A 14314-nucleotide genomic window follows, 5' to 3' on the forward strand; every position below is an offset into this window, starting at 1 on the left:
CCCCTCGTCATCTCCGGACATCCTGCCCTTGACGGGCCGTCGTCTCCTGATGCATCATAGTTTACCGGTAAAGGTATACCGGTAAACCAGACAAAGGAGTCCTGATGATTCGATCAGCGAGGCGCGCACGCGGGACGGTGGCGATCGGCGCGGCCGCCGTCGTCGCAGTGTCGTTGACCGCGTGCACGAGCGGCAGCGCCGGTGTCGAGGACACCGAGGCCGACAAGGGCCTGCCCGTCGCGGGCGTCAACGTCACGTACGACCCGAACACCCTCGTCAACGACGGCAAGCCCATCGAGCTCGAATGGTGGGCGTGGAGCAACATCGAGCAGTTCCAGGCCATCGCGGACGCGTACCAGGAGATCCACCCGAACGTCACGATCACGGTCGTGAACCAGCCGTGGGAGGACTACTGGACCAAGCTCCCTCTCGAGCTGCAGTCCGGCGGGGGACCTGCGATCTTCAACGTGCACAACTCCCAGCACGACAACCTCATCGCGAACATGGAGCCGTACGACATCGACGCGGCCGACCTCGAGGCCGACTACACGGGCGCCGCCGCCCACGTCATCGACGGGGAGACCTACTACGTCGACCTCGGTCTCATGAGCGGGTCGATCTACTACAACACCGACATGTGGGAGGCGGCGGGGCTGACCGACGCCGACATCCCCGAGACGTGGGACGAGCTGCGCGAGGTCGCGAAGAAGCTCACCGTCCGCGAGGGCGACGAGCTGCGCCAGGCGGGCTTCAACTTCAACGGGACCGGCCAGGCGCTGCAGATGGGCATGGCCTACCAGCTCGGCCAGAACCTCTTCGCCGCCGACGGCAGCACGCCAACGGTCGACAACGAGGCGAACCTCGAGGTCATCAACCGCTTCCTCGACATCTACGCGGACGGATCGGGCGACGCGAACTTCGGCGCCTCGGCCACCGAGAGCTTCGGCCAGGGTCAGTCGGCGATGATCTACGCGTGGGGCTGGTTCTCCGGAACGCTGCGCAACGACTACCCTGACCTGCCCTGGAGCGCGTTCCAGACGCCGGTCCCGACGGCAGGGGAGACGCCGTACGCGTTCGACCGCTACAACGGCGAGTCGACCTTCGGCATCAACGCGGGTGCGGACGACGCCGAGAAGGAGGTGGCCCAGGACTTCCTGCGCTACTACCTCACCGACGCGGAGTCCATGAAGGAGCTGGCGCTGAGCTTCAGCATCTTCCCGGCCTACAAGCCGATCGCGGACGACCCCGCCTTCACGGAAGATCCGGCGCTCGCCGCATTCGGCGACATCGAGCGGTACATCTGGCCGGGTCCGATCCCCGCGACCTTCGAGACCTCGACGGCGACCATGTGGGAGGAGATACTCTTCAACGGCGTCGCCCCCGAGGACGCGCTGGCGACGGCGCAGCAGACGATCGAGAAGGACCTGGACGGCAAGGACTTCAGCTCGGCCGAGAGTCTCTACCCGTTCTACACCGCCGACTGAACCTCGCAGGAAGGAGCGCTCCCGGCCGTCTCGACGGCGGCCGGGAGCGGCACCGGCAATGACCACCCAGACCTCCACGCGTCCCGCCGTGCCGGACACGGCCCCGGTGCCGCAGACGACGCGGCGCATCAAGAAGCCCGCGAGCGAGCTGTGGCTGCGCAACCTCACCGTCGGCGTCATCATGGCCGCCATCGTGGTGCTGCTGCTGATCCCCATCGGCATCGCGTTCGTCGGCAGCTTCCACGACTGGAACCCGCTCAACGGCACCTTCGACTTCACCGGAGTCGACAACTACACCGAGCTGTTCGCCGATGCGACGTTCTGGCGCGCCTCCGTGAACACCCTCGTGTTCGGCGTCCTCGCGATCGTCGGGCGCATCGTGCTCGGCCTCGCCATCGCCTACGCGCTGTTCTCGAAGCTGAGCCGGTGGCGCACGTTCTTCCGCACCGTCTTCTACCTGCCGACCGTGATGCCCCTCGTGGCCGTCGCGTTCCTGTGGAAGCTGATGTACAACCCGCAGTTCGGCGCCATCAACACCGTCTTCGGCCTCGACATCAACTGGCTGTTCGATCCGCGATACTCGCTGCTCGCGATCGTCATCATGACGATCTGGAAGGACTTCGGCTTTGCCGTCATCCTCTTCCTCGCCGGTCTCTACGCGATCCCCGAGGACGTGCTCGAGGCGGCATCCGTCGACGGGGCGAGCGCCTGGCGGACGTTCTGGCACGTGACCCTGCCCCTGCTGCGGCCGATGCTCTTCTTCGTCGTCATCACATCGATGATCGGCTATCTGCAGGCCTTCGTGCAGGTCCTGGTGATGACGAACGGGGGCCCCGGGACCTCGACGCAGCTCATCTCGTTCATGATCTACGAGCAGGCGTTCGTGAAGTACGACTTCGGCTACGCCTCCGCCATCGCGTTCGTGCTGCTGGTCGTCACGGCCCTGCTGACCGCCGCCTCCTGGCGAATGAACCAGTCCGCACTGGACGTCCCGCGTCGACGCCGTCGCGCCGCGAAGACCGAAGGGAGCCCCTCATGAAGGTGCGCGTCTTCGCTCTGAACGCCGTGCTGCTCGTCGTCGGCCTCATCATCGTGCTGCCGTTCTTCTGGATGATCCTGTCGGCCTTCAAGTCCAACGCCGAGATCGTCGGATTCGAGCAGACGTTCTGGCCGCGAGACTGGACGCTGGAGAACTTCGTCTCGATCCAGACCAAGCTCGACTTCTTCCGGCTGTTCTTCAACAGCGTCTTCCTGTCGGTGACGATCACTGCGCTGTCCGTCTACACCAGCCTCGTCGGCGGCTTCGTGTTCTCCAAGTACCGCTTCCGGGGCCGAGGGGCGCTGTTCGCGGTCATCCTGTCGACCATGATGGTCACGTGGGCGGTCGTCATCATTCCGCGGTACACCATGTTCCGCGCCGCCGGCCTCACGGACAGCTGGGCGTCGATCATCATCCCCGCCGTGATCAGCGCGTTCGGCATCTTCATGATGCGCCAGAGCATGGACGCCGTTCCCGACGAGATCCTCGAGGCCGCGCGCATCGACGGAGCATCCGAGTGGTTCATCTTCCACCGCATCGTCGCCCCGATGAGCGTGAACGCCATCTCAGCGCTGTCGATCTTCGTGTTCCTCTGGGTGTGGGAGGACTACCTCTGGCCGTACCTCATGATCTCGTCCGAGGAGAAGCAGGTGCTGGCCGTCGGCCTGACCACGTTCAATGGGCAGTACAGCACCGACTACGGCGGGTTGTTCGCCGCCACGACGCTGGCGATCGTGCCGGTGATGATCGTCTACATCGTGTTCCAGCGCCGGTTCATCGCCGGTGCGGCGAGTGCGGCGCTGAAGGGTTGAGAATGCAGGACGAATCGTTGATCTCGCTCTCGGACGGCGCCCCGGCGCCGGCCCCGGACGGAGCGGTGGTGACAGGGCCGGGATACCGGATCACCGTGCTCACCGACCGTCTGATCCGGGTCGAGTGGGATCCCGAGGAGCACTTCGTCGACGAGAAGACGCAGCAGGTGGTGAACCGGAGCTTCCCGGTCGCGCGCTTCGATACGGTGCGGGACGAGCAGGGCATCGAGATCATCACCGACAGCCTGCGGCTGCGGTACGACGAGCGGATGCCGAGCACGGCCGGACTCTCGATCACCCTGCTGGCCGGAGCCACCGACGTGCACTACACGACGTGGCGGCCCGGGCAGGTCTACCCGCAGACCCTGCCGCTGCGGGGAAACCTCGGCAGCACGGCGCGCACGCTCGACGAGGTCGACGGGGCGATCGAGATCCCACCCGGCATCCTGTCCACGTTCGGCTTCGGGGTGCTCGACGACTCGGCCTCGCTGGTCCTCGCCGAGGACGGCTGGATCCGCCCCCGGGAGGGGGCCGGTCAGGACTTCTACTTCTTCGGATACGGTCGCGACTTCGCCGCGGCGCTGCGGGACTTCCACACGCTCACCGGACCCATCCCGCTCGTGCCGCGTTTCGCCCTCGGCAACTGGTGGAGCCGGTACTGGGCCTACGACGAACCCGAGTACCTGGCGCTCATGGCGAAGTTCCGCGCGCACGGCATCCCGCTGTCCGTGGCCGTGATCGACATGGACTGGCACCTCGTGGACGTCGATCCGGCCATCGGGACCGGATGGACCGGCTACACCTGGAACAGCGAGCTGTTCCCCGATCCGGAGCGCTTCCTCTCCGAGCTGCATGCGCATGGCCTCGCGGTGACCCTCAACCTGCATCCGGCCGACGGCATCCGTCGGCACGAGGCCGCCTACGCGGCTGTCGCGACGGCGATGGGACGCGATCCCGACGCGGGGACCGCGATCGAGTTCGACGTGGCCTCCCGCCGGTTCATGAGCGCCTATCAGGAGCACGTGCTCGGCCCCCTCGAGGACCAGGGCGTGGACTTCTGGTGGATCGACTGGCAGTCGGGGGAGCATTCGCACCTGCCCGGCCTGGACCCGCTGTGGATGCTGAACCACACGCACTTCCACGCCTCGGCGCGGCACGGCCGACGCCCCCTGACGTTCTCGCGGTACACCGAGCGCGCGGGCCACCGGTACCCGGTCGGATTCTCGGGGGACACGATCGTCAGTTGGGCGTCGCTGGCGTTCCAGCCCGAGTTCACCGCGACCGCGGCGAACGCCGGCTACACGTGGTGGAGCCATGACATCGGCGGGCACATGCACGGCGAGCACGACGTCGAGCTCGCCGTGCGGTGGCTGCAGTTCGGCGTGCTGTCGCCGATCAACCGGCTGCACTCCTCGACGAACCCGTTCAGCTCGAAGGAGCCGTGGGCGTACGGTGAGCCGGCCGCGACGATCATGCGGCGGTATCTGCGCCTGCGGCACCGGCTGATCCCGATGCTGTACACCGCCGCGTGGGCGGCGCACGCCGAGAACGTCAGCGTCGTGCGTCCGCTCTACCACGATGCGCCCCGCGCCCACGGCGCGTACGAGCATCCGAACGAATACCTCCTCGGCGAGCACCTGCTCGTCGTGCCGATCACGGTCCCGCGCGAGCGCGCGTCTCAGCTCGCGACCGTGCGCGCGTGGCTGCCGGAGGGCGAATGGGTCGACGTCTTCACGGGGCTGCGATACCGCGGTTCGCGCGAGGCGCTGCTCACGCGTCCGCTCGAGGAGTATCCGCTGCTGGCGCGGGCCGGAGCCGTCGTGCCCCTGGACGCCGAACCGCTGTCGCACGCGGGGGACGCTCCGACCTCGATGGAGTTGCTCGTGATCCCCGGCACCGGATCCTCCGCGCTCGCCGAGGACGACGGTGCGGCGGCACCCGAACGAGGGCTCGTGACGTTCACGCAGACACTCGACGTGCACGACGACGGACGCGCGGACATCACCCTGGTGGCGGTGCACTCCGGCGCTCCGATGTCCTCCCGTCGCATGCGCGTCCGGATCCCCGGCGTCCGATCCGCCGATTCGGTGACGATGCAGGACGGCCGGCGACTCGGGTCGGAGGTCGTCGACGCCGAGGCCGAGGACCTCGCCCCCGCCGGGCTGGGGATCGACCTCGGAACAGTGGAGCTCGACGCCGGGTTCCGTCTGGAGATCCGCGGCGCCGTGCCTGCCGATCCTCTCGATCCGCAGCGCGTCTTCGGCCTGCTGCAGCAGGCGGGCATCGGCTACGAGACCAAGCGGAGACTGTGGCGGGCCGTCACCGAGGGCGGCACGGCGGACGCGATCTCGGCAGAGGACATCCCTCGCGAACTGCGGGACGCGCTGACCGAGCAGCTGGCGGCGCTCCCGGCCTGGTGACCGCCGGCGGACGATTAGGCTGAGTCCATGACCAAGAACACGATCTGGACCATCCTCGGCGTGATCGTCGCGGTCGCGATCGCCTGGTGGCTCGTCGGCGTCCTGTTCTCGGTGCTCTGGTTCGTCGCCAAGCTCGCGATCGTCGCCGTCGTCGCTCTCGTCGTCTTCCTCGTGCTGCGCAACGTCTTCGCCAAGAGCGAGGACTGATCACCGCCGCCGCGAGATCTGCGCGCGCAGCAGCGCGACCAGCGACGGGATCGCGGCACCGAAGGTGAGTGCGAGCCCGACGCCGATCAGCGTCTCGACCGTGCGCTCCAGGAACCGCGCGCCCGGCGACGAGGTCGACGTCGACAGGATCAGCGTCAGGACGACGATCGTGGTGAACGCCGGCGCGACGTACCACCGGCTCTCCCGCATGGCGCTCATGGCGCCGATCGCCACCGCGATCAGCACGGCTATCAGGATTCCGCCCGGGTCGAACAGGGTCACCACCATCGCGGCGAGAGCGCCGAGGAAGACGGATGCCGAACGTCCCGCGCTGCGCAGGATCACCTGCCCGCGCGCCGGGCGCATGACGAGCAGCACGGTGCCGGTCGCCCACCCGACGTGCTCGAGACCGAGGAGGTAACCGATGGCGGCGGCGATGGCGGCGGCGAGCCCCAGCAGGATCCCGTAGCCGAGCAGGTCCGCACCCCTGGCGGTCTCCGGCGCCGGCGGCAGTGGTTCGTCGCGTTCCGGCCACAGCAGCGACACGAGCCAGGCGTAGACAGACCCCGCCACGATGCACCCCGCGGCCACGAGGGTCAGCCCGAGATCCGGGAAGCTCAGCCCGATCCCGACCAGCGGCAGTACGAGCGCCAGCAGGAGGCGTCCGAACGGGCCGCGGGCGGTGCTGAGGCTTGCGCCGACCGACAGGACCAGCAGCGCGACGACCGCGACGGCCGGCGCGCGGGTCAGCGTCGAGCCCAGCAGCAGCCCCAGAGCGCTCAGCACGCCGACGAGAGGGAGCACGGCCCGCCGGCGGCGTCGCGACGGCAGGCCGTACGCCGCGGCCGGGAGCACGCCGATCGCCAGTGCGAGTCCCGCGGTGGGCGAGAACGGCGCCACGAGAATGCCCGGCAGGGCGAACAGCGCACCGAGCACGAAGCGCGACCACTGCCACGTCAACCCGGCCGGCATCCGCATGAGACCGTTATACACGCGCAGCGAACCGTGGACGCGGAGCGTGCGGAAACGATAGCGTTCGAGCATCCGCTGCGAACCGCGGCGGCATGATCGAAAGGTTCATCATGGGCTTCTGGAGTTCTTTCTGGGACATCATCTGGTGGTTCGTCTGGGCATTCGCCTTCATCGCCTACCTGTTCGCGCTGTTCGCCATCATCGGAGACCTCTTCCGGGACCGGAAGCTGAACGGGTGGTGGAAGGCCGTCTGGATCCTCTTCCTGATCTTCGTCCCGTTCCTCACCGCGCTCGTCTACCTGATCGCGCGGGGCAGCGGCATGGCCGAGCGCGGCGCGGCGGAGGCCCGACAGGCGAAGGACGCGACCGACGCGTACATCCAGCAGGTCGCGGGCTCGAGCGCGGCCGACGAGATCGCCAAGGCGAAGGCGCTGCTCGACTCCGGAGCCATCACCGCCGAGGACTACGCCCAGCTCAAGGCCAAGGCTCTGAGCTGACCGAAGCGACGAGACGAGGGGGCGATCCGATCCGGATCGCCCCCTCGGTCGTCTCCGGCTCAGAAGCTCCCGATGCCCTTGCCGACCATCGAGACGCCGATGACGAGCAGCAGGACCGCCATGATCACGGCGTTCTCCTTCGCGAGCCAGTCCCGCAGGGCATCCAGCACCCGCCCCAGCCGGTCGGCCGCGATGAGATAGCCGACGACGGGGACCAGCACGGTGGATGCCGCGATCACCGTGAAGATCGCGATGACGCCGACGATCGAGCCGGTGGACAGATCCGCCGAGCCGATGTCCGTGCCGGCGCCGGCGGCCATGATGAGGTTCTTCGGATTCAGCGCGGACAGCAGCAGACCCAGGCCTGCGGCGCCGACGAACGAGACGCTGTCGATCGCCTGCATCCATCCGGGCAGCTTCGGCTCCTCGCCGGCCCGGGGCCGGCCGCGCCACTGCTTCAGGGCGAGCAGGAGCAGCAGGGCGCCGAGGACGAGCTGGATGACGCCGCGGATGGGTCGCGAGGCATCCGGATCCTCATCCGGGAGGACGGAGGACAGCAGCGTGAAGACCGTGACGGCGGCGACGATGCCGACGAGCCAGCCCAGCAGGAAGCCCACGCTCGTGACGCGCGCCCGCGGCGACAGCAGCATGAGGATCGCGGCGATGATCGGGATCGGGCTGATCGCCACACCGAGCGCGAGCGGCAGGATCTCGCCGATGACGGAGTTCACGACGTGCCTTCCGGGACGGTGCCGGTGAGATCGACGATCGCCGCACGGTTGGTGGCGTAGACCTTCTCGTCGTCGAGGAGCTCGAGCCGAGCCAGGCGCCGCCTCGTGCTCGGCCGCACGCGGCTGAACGCGAGCGTGATCCGCTCGTCGGCCAGCCATTCCTTCAGGGCGGTGAACGATTCGGCCCCGGTCACGTCGATGTCGGTGACGGCCTCCATGTCGATCACCAGATGCTCGACCGCGCCGTCACCCGCAGCGGTGATCGCGTCCTTGACGGCCGTCGTGAACACCGCTCCGTTCGCGAAGAACAGCGGAGCAGCCATCCGGATCACGATGACACCGGGGGCCGTGACGGTGCCGGCCGGCGCGTCCTCGAGCAGCGACTCCGCAGGGTCTCCCGAGGTCTCCAGCACGTCGATCGCCGGGTTGGCGGCCCGCTTGGCGATGTTGATGAGCGCCAGGACGAAGGCGACGAGGATGCCGGGGATCGAGCCGACGAACAGCGTCACGAGGAAGCAGATCGTGCCGATGATGAACTCGAAGCGGTCGGCGCGCCACAGGTCGATGAACTCGCGGATGCCGAGCAGGGGGATGACCGCGACCCCGACGATGGCACCGATGACGGGCGACGGGATGTCCGCCAGCAGCTCGGTGCCGAACAGAAGCAGCAGGAGCGTGCCGACGGCGAGCACGAGAGAGGGCAGCTGCGTCCGCGAGCCGGCCTGATCCATCGCCGCGGTGCGCGACGTGGAGGAGCCCACCGCGAAGCTGCCCTGGGCGCCGGCGGCGATGTTGGCGACGCCGAACGCCATCAGGTCGCGGTTCGCGTGGAAGGGATAGCCGTGCTTCTCGGAGTACGAGCGCGAGACGAGCAGACCCTCGGCCGTCGTCACGAGGGTCAGCGCGATCGCCGAGGGGATCAGCGCCAGCCACGTGGTCCAGTCGATCATCGGCCAGGTGAACGCCGGGGCGCCGGCCGGCACCTCGCCGAGCACGTCCACCCCCTTCTGATCCAGGCCGCTCATGACCACGACGACCGTGGCGAGCACGAGCACGATCAGCGCCCAGGGCACGGCGCGCAGGTAGCGGCGTCCGATCAGCAGCACGGCCACGGAGGCGGCCGAGATCAGCACCGACCACCCGTTGAGCGTGCCGATGCCCGTGACCAGGCCGACGACCTTCTCGGGGAACTCCCCGCCCGATTCGATCTTCACCCCGAGCATCTTCGCGATCTGGCTCACCATGATGTCCAGAGCAAGGCCGCCCACGAATCCGACGAGGATCGGCTTGGAGAGGAAGTTCGCCAGGAATCCGAGCTTGAAGACCGCCAGCAGGACGAACATGATGCCGCAGATGATCGCCTGCGCCATGGCGAGCGTCGCGTAGTCGGCGCTCCCCGCCGTGGCGAGACCCCCGACCGAGGAGGCGACCAGGGCGGCGGCCGCGGCATCCGGAGAGGCGACGAGCTGACGCGAGGACACCACGAGGGCGTAGATCACCGTGGGGACGATCAACGCGTAGAGCCCGGCGGTCGGGGGGAGCCCGGCGATCTGGGCGTAGCCGATGTTCAGCGGGATCGCGATCGCGAGCAGGGTGACGCCCGCCGTGAGCTCGGACGCCAGGTTCTTCGGCGTGAGACCTGCCAAGGGGCGCTGCATCGGTGTTCCTCCCGGTCGTCCCGTCCCACATTGGCATCACAGGGCCGTCGCGGCCAGAGCCGGAGCGAAAGATCACACGAGAAGGATGAGCCTCATCGGGTGCGTGCGGCCTGCTTCAGGCGGGTGCGGATGTCGAAGAGCTCGGTGCCGCCCACGATGCGTGCGCCGGGCACGCCGCGTCGCAGCAACGGGCGCAGCGCGCTGCGCCGCACGGCGACGACCGGGATCCTGCCGACCGTGCCGAGAGACGTCACCGCTTCCACGAGGTCGTCGTCCGGGAAGACGAGGATCGCGCCGCCGAAGCGCACTCGGGCCGCCCGCGCGACGACGCGGACACGGCTCAGCAGTTCGGCCACCGGCATCCGGTCACGGACGACGGGGCCGGTGACCTCGTCGCGTCGGAAGCCGACGGGCCCGCCGAAGTCCTCGGACACGAGCGCGTAGAGGCCCGTCGGGCTCAGCACGACGTGATCGAGCACGTCGTCGTCCCCGCCGGCGGCGACATCGTGCCACACCGTGAACCCGATGCCCAGATCGTCCATCGCTCGCGCCGTGTCCTCCTCGGCGAGGGCGTCGGCGAGCAGCCGGCGCAGCTGCCAGGGGGCGGAGCGGACGAACGCGGGGGCGTACGGGTCGGCGACGTCGCCCTCCGCCCACTCCCGCGCGAGTCGGAGATACTGCGCGCGGCGCCAGGCGCCGGCCTGCCCGAAGGACGCGGTGCGCGGGCGCGTCCCCGATCGGGAGCCGGCGGCGCGCCCGCTCCACTGCAGTCGCGATCCGTCGTCACGGTCGCGGTCGTAGTCGAGGCGTCCCTGCGGGGTGCCGATCAGGTCCCAGGCGTGCTGGACGCGGATGAACGCCGCGGCATCCCCGCCCGTGTCGGGATGGGTCTCGCGCAGCCGCACGCGGTACGCACGGCGCAGGCCGTCGTCGTCCACGTCGGGGGCGACGCCGAGCACCTCGTACGCCGAGGCGGAGAGCGGACTGTCCAACACCGATTCAGGCTACTCCGCGCGGAGCGCGCCGATCCCCGGCGCGAATCCCGTGGCCCGGGATCAGGATGCCGGGGAAGGCCGTTCGTCCAGGACGAGCTGCAGGAACGCGAGATCGAGCCACGCGCCGAACTTCATGCCGACCTGGGGCAGCAGGCCCGTCCGCCGGAAGCCGTGCTTCTCGTGCAGCCGGATCGATGCGGTGTTCCCGCTCTCAACGGCGGCCACCATGACGTGCGTCCCGCGTTCCCTGGCGCGGGCGATCAGCGCTGTCATGAGCGCGCTGCCGATGCCCCGGCCCTGCTGGTCGGGATGCACGTAGACCGAGAGCTCGACCGTGTGGCGGTACCCGCTGTGCGGGCGCCAGGCGCCGAACGTGGCATAGCCGAGCACGCCCTGCTCGTCCACCGCGACGAGCACGGGGTACCCCTGTCCGGTGCGGGCCGCGAGCCACTCCGCGCGGTCGGCGACGTCGACCGTGTCCTCGTTCCAGATCGCCGTCGTGTTCTCCACCGCGTGGTTGTAGATGGCGGTGATCGTCGCGAGGTCGACGGCCTGGGCATCCCGGATCTGCACGTCGTCGACGCTATCAGCGGCGCGCGGCCTCTCCGGCGCGGTGCGACCGGAAGGCGCAAGCGTAGGCTGGAATCCGGCATCGCTCCAGGGGCGGCGGCGAACGGGACCAAAACCGGACTCCGCGTTGTTGTCTCTGGAGACGCGATCGCGTCGGAGAAGGAGCCACACGAAATGACGGACACAGGAACGATCACCCGCACCCCCGGCACCGAGACCGCGGTCCTCGCCGGAGGCTGCTTCTGGGGCATGGAGGAGCTCATCCGCCGCCAGCCCGGAGTCCTGGACACGCGGGTGGGATACACCGGCGGCGAGAACGACCACGCCACGTACCGCAACCACCCCGGTCACGCCGAGGCGGTCGAGATCGTCTTCGACCCGACGAAGACCACCTACCGCGACATCCTGGCGTTCTTCTTCCAGATCCACGACCCGTCCACCCTCAACCGCCAGGGCAACGACATCGGCTCGAGCTACCGCTCCGCGATCTTCCCGCTCTCACCGGAGCAGGAGCAGGTCGCGCGCGACACGATCGCCGACGTCGACGCGTCAGGCCTGTGGCCGGGCAAGGCCGTCACCACGATCGAGCCCGAGGGGCCGTTCTGGGAGGCGGAGCCGGAGCATCAGGACTACCTGCAGCGCATCCCGAACGGCTACACCTGCCACTTCCCCCGCGCCGGATGGGTGCTGCCGCGGCGCTGAGCGCCCCGTCGCCCCCGCCCGCCGGGCTCGCGAGACTTGGCCTGCGGGGTGAGACTTGGCCTGCGTGCCCAAGTCTCGCTCCGCAAAGGAAGTCTCGCGGCGCCGCGGGGGGTCAGGCGTGCACGTCGGCGGGCGACTCGCCGCCCTCGGTGAAGCTCGGGCGCTTGCCCACGAGCTTGCCGATCAGCAGGACGACGCCGACGATCACGAGTCCGAGGACGAGTCCGGCGATCGCCGAGATCAGCGTGTCGCCGAACCACACCACGAAGCCGCCGAGCGGCTCGAGCAGATGCTCGACCCCGTGGATGAAGTCGCTGAAGAACACCAGCCCGACCTCGCCGAGATTCGCCAGGACGAGGTGACCGCCGACCCAGAGCATCGCGACGGTCCCGACCACCGAGATCACCCGGAACACCGCGGGCATCGACCGGACGATCCGCGTACCGGTGTGGCGCACCCGGCGGTCGGGGTTCTTCGCCATCTTCAGCCCGATGTCGTCGATCTTCACGAGCAGCGCGACGGCGCCGTACACGATGCCGGTCATGAGCAGGGCGATCACCGCGAGGATCGCCAGGGTCATCCAGATGCTCAGTCCCGCCTCGAGGTTCGCAAGCGAGATGAGCATGATCTCCGTGGAGAGGATGAGGTCGGTGCGCACGGCGCCGAAGACGAGCTTGTTCTCGTCCCTCGCGCTCTCCTCGCCGTGCCCGTGATGGAACCCGAACCACTCCAGCACCTTCTCCGCGCCCTCGAAGCACAGATACGTGCCGCCGATGATGAGCAGATAGGGAAGCACCCAGGGTGCGAACGCGGTCAGCAGCAGCGCGATCGGGATGATGATCACGAACTTGTTGATCAGCGAGCCCAGGGCGATCTTCAGCACGACGGGCAGCTCGCGCGCCGGCGTGATGCCCTGCACGTACTGGGGTGTCACGGCGGCGTCGTCGATCACGACCCCGGCGGCCTTGGAGGAGGCCTTCAGGGCCGCGCTGAGGATGTCGTCGACGACGGCGAGCAGACCAACCGACATGGGACCCCCTGTGTGTGATGTCGGAGAGCAACTCTAGCGGGGCCGGATGACCGTCATCCCGCCGATCCGGACGGAAGCCGCACGTCGAACCGGCATCCGGTCGTCTCGTTCGTCGCGCTGATGCGCCCCTGGTGCGCCTCGACGATGCCCCGCACGATCGCGAGTCCGAGTCCTGCGCCGCTGCTGCCGACGATGCCGTCGATCGGAGTGCGGGCGTGCGTCCCCCGCCAGCCGGGGTCGAAGATCCGGTGCAGGTCCTCCTCGGCGATCCCGGTGCCCGAGTCCTGGACCGACAGCGTCACGCCCTCGGCATCCTGGACCGTGCTGATCCGCACCTCGCCGCCCGTCGGCGTGTGCTCCAGGGCGTTCATGAGCAGGTTCGAGACCACGCGGGACAGTTCGCGTGCGTCGCCGACGAGGGTGTGGTCGGGGCTGGTGCGCTCGACGAGCACGATGCTCTTCGCCTGGGCGACGGCCGCGAGCTCCGCGGCGGCGTCGCTCACGAGGTCGTGCAGCGAGAGGGGCTCGAGGTTCAGCACGAGCGTTCCGGAGGAGATCTTGGACAGCTCGAAGAGATTGTCCACGAGCGACGTCAGCCGGTCGACCTGAAGTCGCATCTGGTGGTGGAACCGGGCCGTGTCCGCGGCGAGCCCGTCCTCGAGCGCCTCGGTCATGGCGCGCAGGCCGCTGAGCGGGGAACGCAGGTCGTGCGAGATCCACGCCACCAGCTCGCGGCGGGACGCATCGATCGCCTGCACCTCCTCGCGTGCCTGGGCGAGGCGGTGACTGGTCTCCGCGAGCTCGTCGGCCAGTGCCTCGAACTCCGCGCTGGGCGACACCGAGGGATGCTCGTCGACGAGCGCGCCGTCGCCGATCGCGTGGGTGAGTCGGCGCAGCTCGTCTCCCGCGCGGGCGATGCGCAGCCCGAGCAGCAGGGCGACGCCGACCGAGACGACCGCGGAGACGCTCGTGACGGTGACGACCACGAGGAAGTCGTGCGGCGAGATGTACATCGCCAGCGCCACCGCCAGCACCCCGGCGGCCAGCGACACCACGGACGCCAGCACCACGACGCACAGCTGCACGATGAGCGGGCGCCGGTGCAGCAGTCTCAGGGCGAGCAGGCCCAGCGCTCCGACGACGAGCGCGCAGGCGAGCGACATGCCCACGATGATGAGGAGATCGGGCAGCGGCATG

14 protein-coding genes are annotated in these 14314 nt (G+C 68.9%); 7 read left to right on the forward strand and 7 right to left on the reverse strand.

The genetic code is table 11. The features are described from left to right. The first annotated feature begins 104 nt into the window (after positions 1 to 104). The 5 genes from KYX17_RS18765 to KYX17_RS18785 are packed head-to-tail and all read left to right on the forward strand — an operon-like array spanning position 105 to position 5962. A complete protein-coding gene (locus tag KYX17_RS18765) occupies positions 105 to 1484 on the forward strand; it encodes an extracellular solute-binding protein (protein WP_243228477.1) in 1380 nt (459 codons plus the stop codon). 58 nt (positions 1485 to 1542) lie between these two features. Beyond that, complete coding sequence (locus KYX17_RS18770; RefSeq protein WP_243228478.1) at positions 1543 to 2523, forward strand: carbohydrate ABC transporter permease; 981 nt, start codon at positions 1543 to 1545, stop codon at positions 2521 to 2523. Continuing rightward, a complete protein-coding gene (locus KYX17_RS18775; RefSeq protein WP_243228479.1) occupies positions 2520 to 3335 on the forward strand; it encodes a carbohydrate ABC transporter permease in 816 nt (271 codons plus the stop codon). Before KYX17_RS18770 ends, KYX17_RS18775 begins: the two co-directional genes overlap by 4 nt. Before the next feature lie 2 nt (positions 3336 to 3337). Next, positions 3338 to 5755, forward strand: coding sequence for a TIM-barrel domain-containing protein (locus tag KYX17_RS18780; RefSeq protein ID WP_243228480.1), 2418 nt, complete (start codon positions 3338 to 3340; stop codon positions 5753 to 5755). 27 nt (positions 5756 to 5782) lie between these two features. Beyond that, on the forward strand, positions 5783 to 5962 hold the full coding sequence (locus KYX17_RS18785) for a hypothetical protein (RefSeq protein WP_243228481.1): 180 nt from the start codon (positions 5783 to 5785) through the stop codon (positions 5960 to 5962). Here the strand turns inward: KYX17_RS18785 and KYX17_RS18790 are convergent, their stop codons facing one another. Beyond that, positions 5963 to 7006 carry an FUSC family protein gene (locus KYX17_RS18790; RefSeq protein ID WP_243228482.1) on the reverse strand — a complete coding sequence of 348 codons (1044 nt, stop codon included), beginning with the start codon at positions 7004 to 7006 and terminating at the stop codon, positions 5963 to 5965. A 38-nt stretch (positions 7007 to 7044) separates the two neighbouring features. On the opposite strand from KYX17_RS18790, the gene KYX17_RS18795 reads away from it, so the two are divergent. Then, positions 7045 to 7431, forward strand: coding sequence for an SHOCT domain-containing protein (locus KYX17_RS18795; protein WP_243229194.1), 387 nt, complete (start codon positions 7045 to 7047; stop codon positions 7429 to 7431). A 59-nt stretch (positions 7432 to 7490) separates the two neighbouring features. Here the strand turns inward: KYX17_RS18795 and KYX17_RS18800 are convergent, their stop codons facing one another. The 4 genes from KYX17_RS18800 to KYX17_RS18815 form a co-directional block, all read right to left on the reverse strand. Then, entirely contained in the window at positions 7491 to 8162 is a 672-nt protein-coding gene (locus tag KYX17_RS18800; RefSeq protein ID WP_243228483.1) for a GAP family protein, read from the reverse strand. Continuing rightward, positions 8159 to 9820 (reverse strand): SulP family inorganic anion transporter, encoded by a 1662-nt coding sequence (locus KYX17_RS18805; RefSeq protein WP_243228484.1) that lies wholly within the window; start codon positions 9818 to 9820, stop codon positions 8159 to 8161. Before KYX17_RS18805 ends, KYX17_RS18800 begins: the two co-directional genes overlap by 4 nt. A gap of 92 nt (positions 9821 to 9912) precedes the next feature. Continuing rightward, positions 9913 to 10815, reverse strand: a complete 903-nt coding sequence (locus tag KYX17_RS18810) for a J domain-containing protein (RefSeq protein ID WP_243228485.1) — start codon at positions 10813 to 10815, stop codon at positions 9913 to 9915. A gap of 60 nt (positions 10816 to 10875) precedes the next feature. Further along, positions 10876 to 11388, reverse strand: coding sequence for a GNAT family N-acetyltransferase (locus KYX17_RS18815; protein WP_243228486.1), 513 nt, complete (start codon positions 11386 to 11388; stop codon positions 10876 to 10878). A gap of 171 nt (positions 11389 to 11559) precedes the next feature. Between KYX17_RS18815 and msrA the strand changes: the two genes are divergently transcribed. Next, complete coding sequence (gene msrA, locus KYX17_RS18820; RefSeq protein WP_243228487.1) at positions 11560 to 12087, forward strand: peptide-methionine (S)-S-oxide reductase MsrA; 528 nt, start codon at positions 11560 to 11562, stop codon at positions 12085 to 12087. 112 nt (positions 12088 to 12199) lie between these two features. On the opposite strand, the gene KYX17_RS18825 is transcribed toward msrA, so the two are convergent. After that, on the reverse strand, positions 12200 to 13117 hold the full coding sequence (locus KYX17_RS18825; protein ID WP_243228488.1) for a DUF808 domain-containing protein: 918 nt from the start codon (positions 13115 to 13117) through the stop codon (positions 12200 to 12202). A 53-nt stretch (positions 13118 to 13170) separates the two neighbouring features. Continuing rightward, a complete protein-coding gene (locus KYX17_RS18830) occupies positions 13171 to 14313 on the reverse strand; it encodes a sensor histidine kinase KdpD (protein ID WP_243228489.1) in 1143 nt (380 codons plus the stop codon). Position 14314: the final 1 nt, after the last annotated feature.

It is taken from the genome of Microbacterium sp. CIAB417 (genome assembly GCF_022788845.1).

What these genes read in the sequence shown, in the direction of transcription:
- KYX17_RS18780 (WP_243228480.1), top strand. Translation starts at nt 3,338, where the DNA reads ATGCAGGACGAATCGTTGATCTCGCTCTCGGACGGCGCCCCGGCGCCG.
- KYX17_RS18825 (WP_243228488.1), bottom strand. Translation starts at nt 13,117, where the DNA reads ATGTCGGTTGGTCTGCTCGCCGTCGTCGACGACATCCTCAGCGCGGCC.
- KYX17_RS18785 (WP_243228481.1), top strand. Translation starts at nt 5,783, where the DNA reads ATGACCAAGAACACGATCTGGACCATCCTCGGCGTGATCGTCGCGGTC.
- KYX17_RS18770 (WP_243228478.1), top strand. Translation starts at nt 1,543, where the DNA reads ATGACCACCCAGACCTCCACGCGTCCCGCCGTGCCGGACACGGCCCCG.
- KYX17_RS18765 (WP_243228477.1), top strand. Translation starts at nt 105, where the DNA reads ATGATTCGATCAGCGAGGCGCGCACGCGGGACGGTGGCGATCGGCGCG.
- msrA (WP_243228487.1), top strand. Translation starts at nt 11,560, where the DNA reads ATGACGGACACAGGAACGATCACCCGCACCCCCGGCACCGAGACCGCG.
- KYX17_RS18830 (WP_243228489.1), bottom strand. Translation starts at nt 14,313, where the DNA reads ATGCCGCTGCCCGATCTCCTCATCATCGTGGGCATGTCGCTCGCCTGC.
- KYX17_RS18775 (WP_243228479.1), top strand. Translation starts at nt 2,520, where the DNA reads ATGAAGGTGCGCGTCTTCGCTCTGAACGCCGTGCTGCTCGTCGTCGGC.
- KYX17_RS18805 (WP_243228484.1), bottom strand. Translation starts at nt 9,820, where the DNA reads ATGCAGCGCCCCTTGGCAGGTCTCACGCCGAAGAACCTGGCGTCCGAG.
- KYX17_RS18790 (WP_243228482.1), bottom strand. Translation starts at nt 7,006, where the DNA reads ATGCTCGAACGCTATCGTTTCCGCACGCTCCGCGTCCACGGTTCGCTG.
- KYX17_RS18795 (WP_243229194.1), top strand. Translation starts at nt 7,045, where the DNA reads ATGGGCTTCTGGAGTTCTTTCTGGGACATCATCTGGTGGTTCGTCTGG.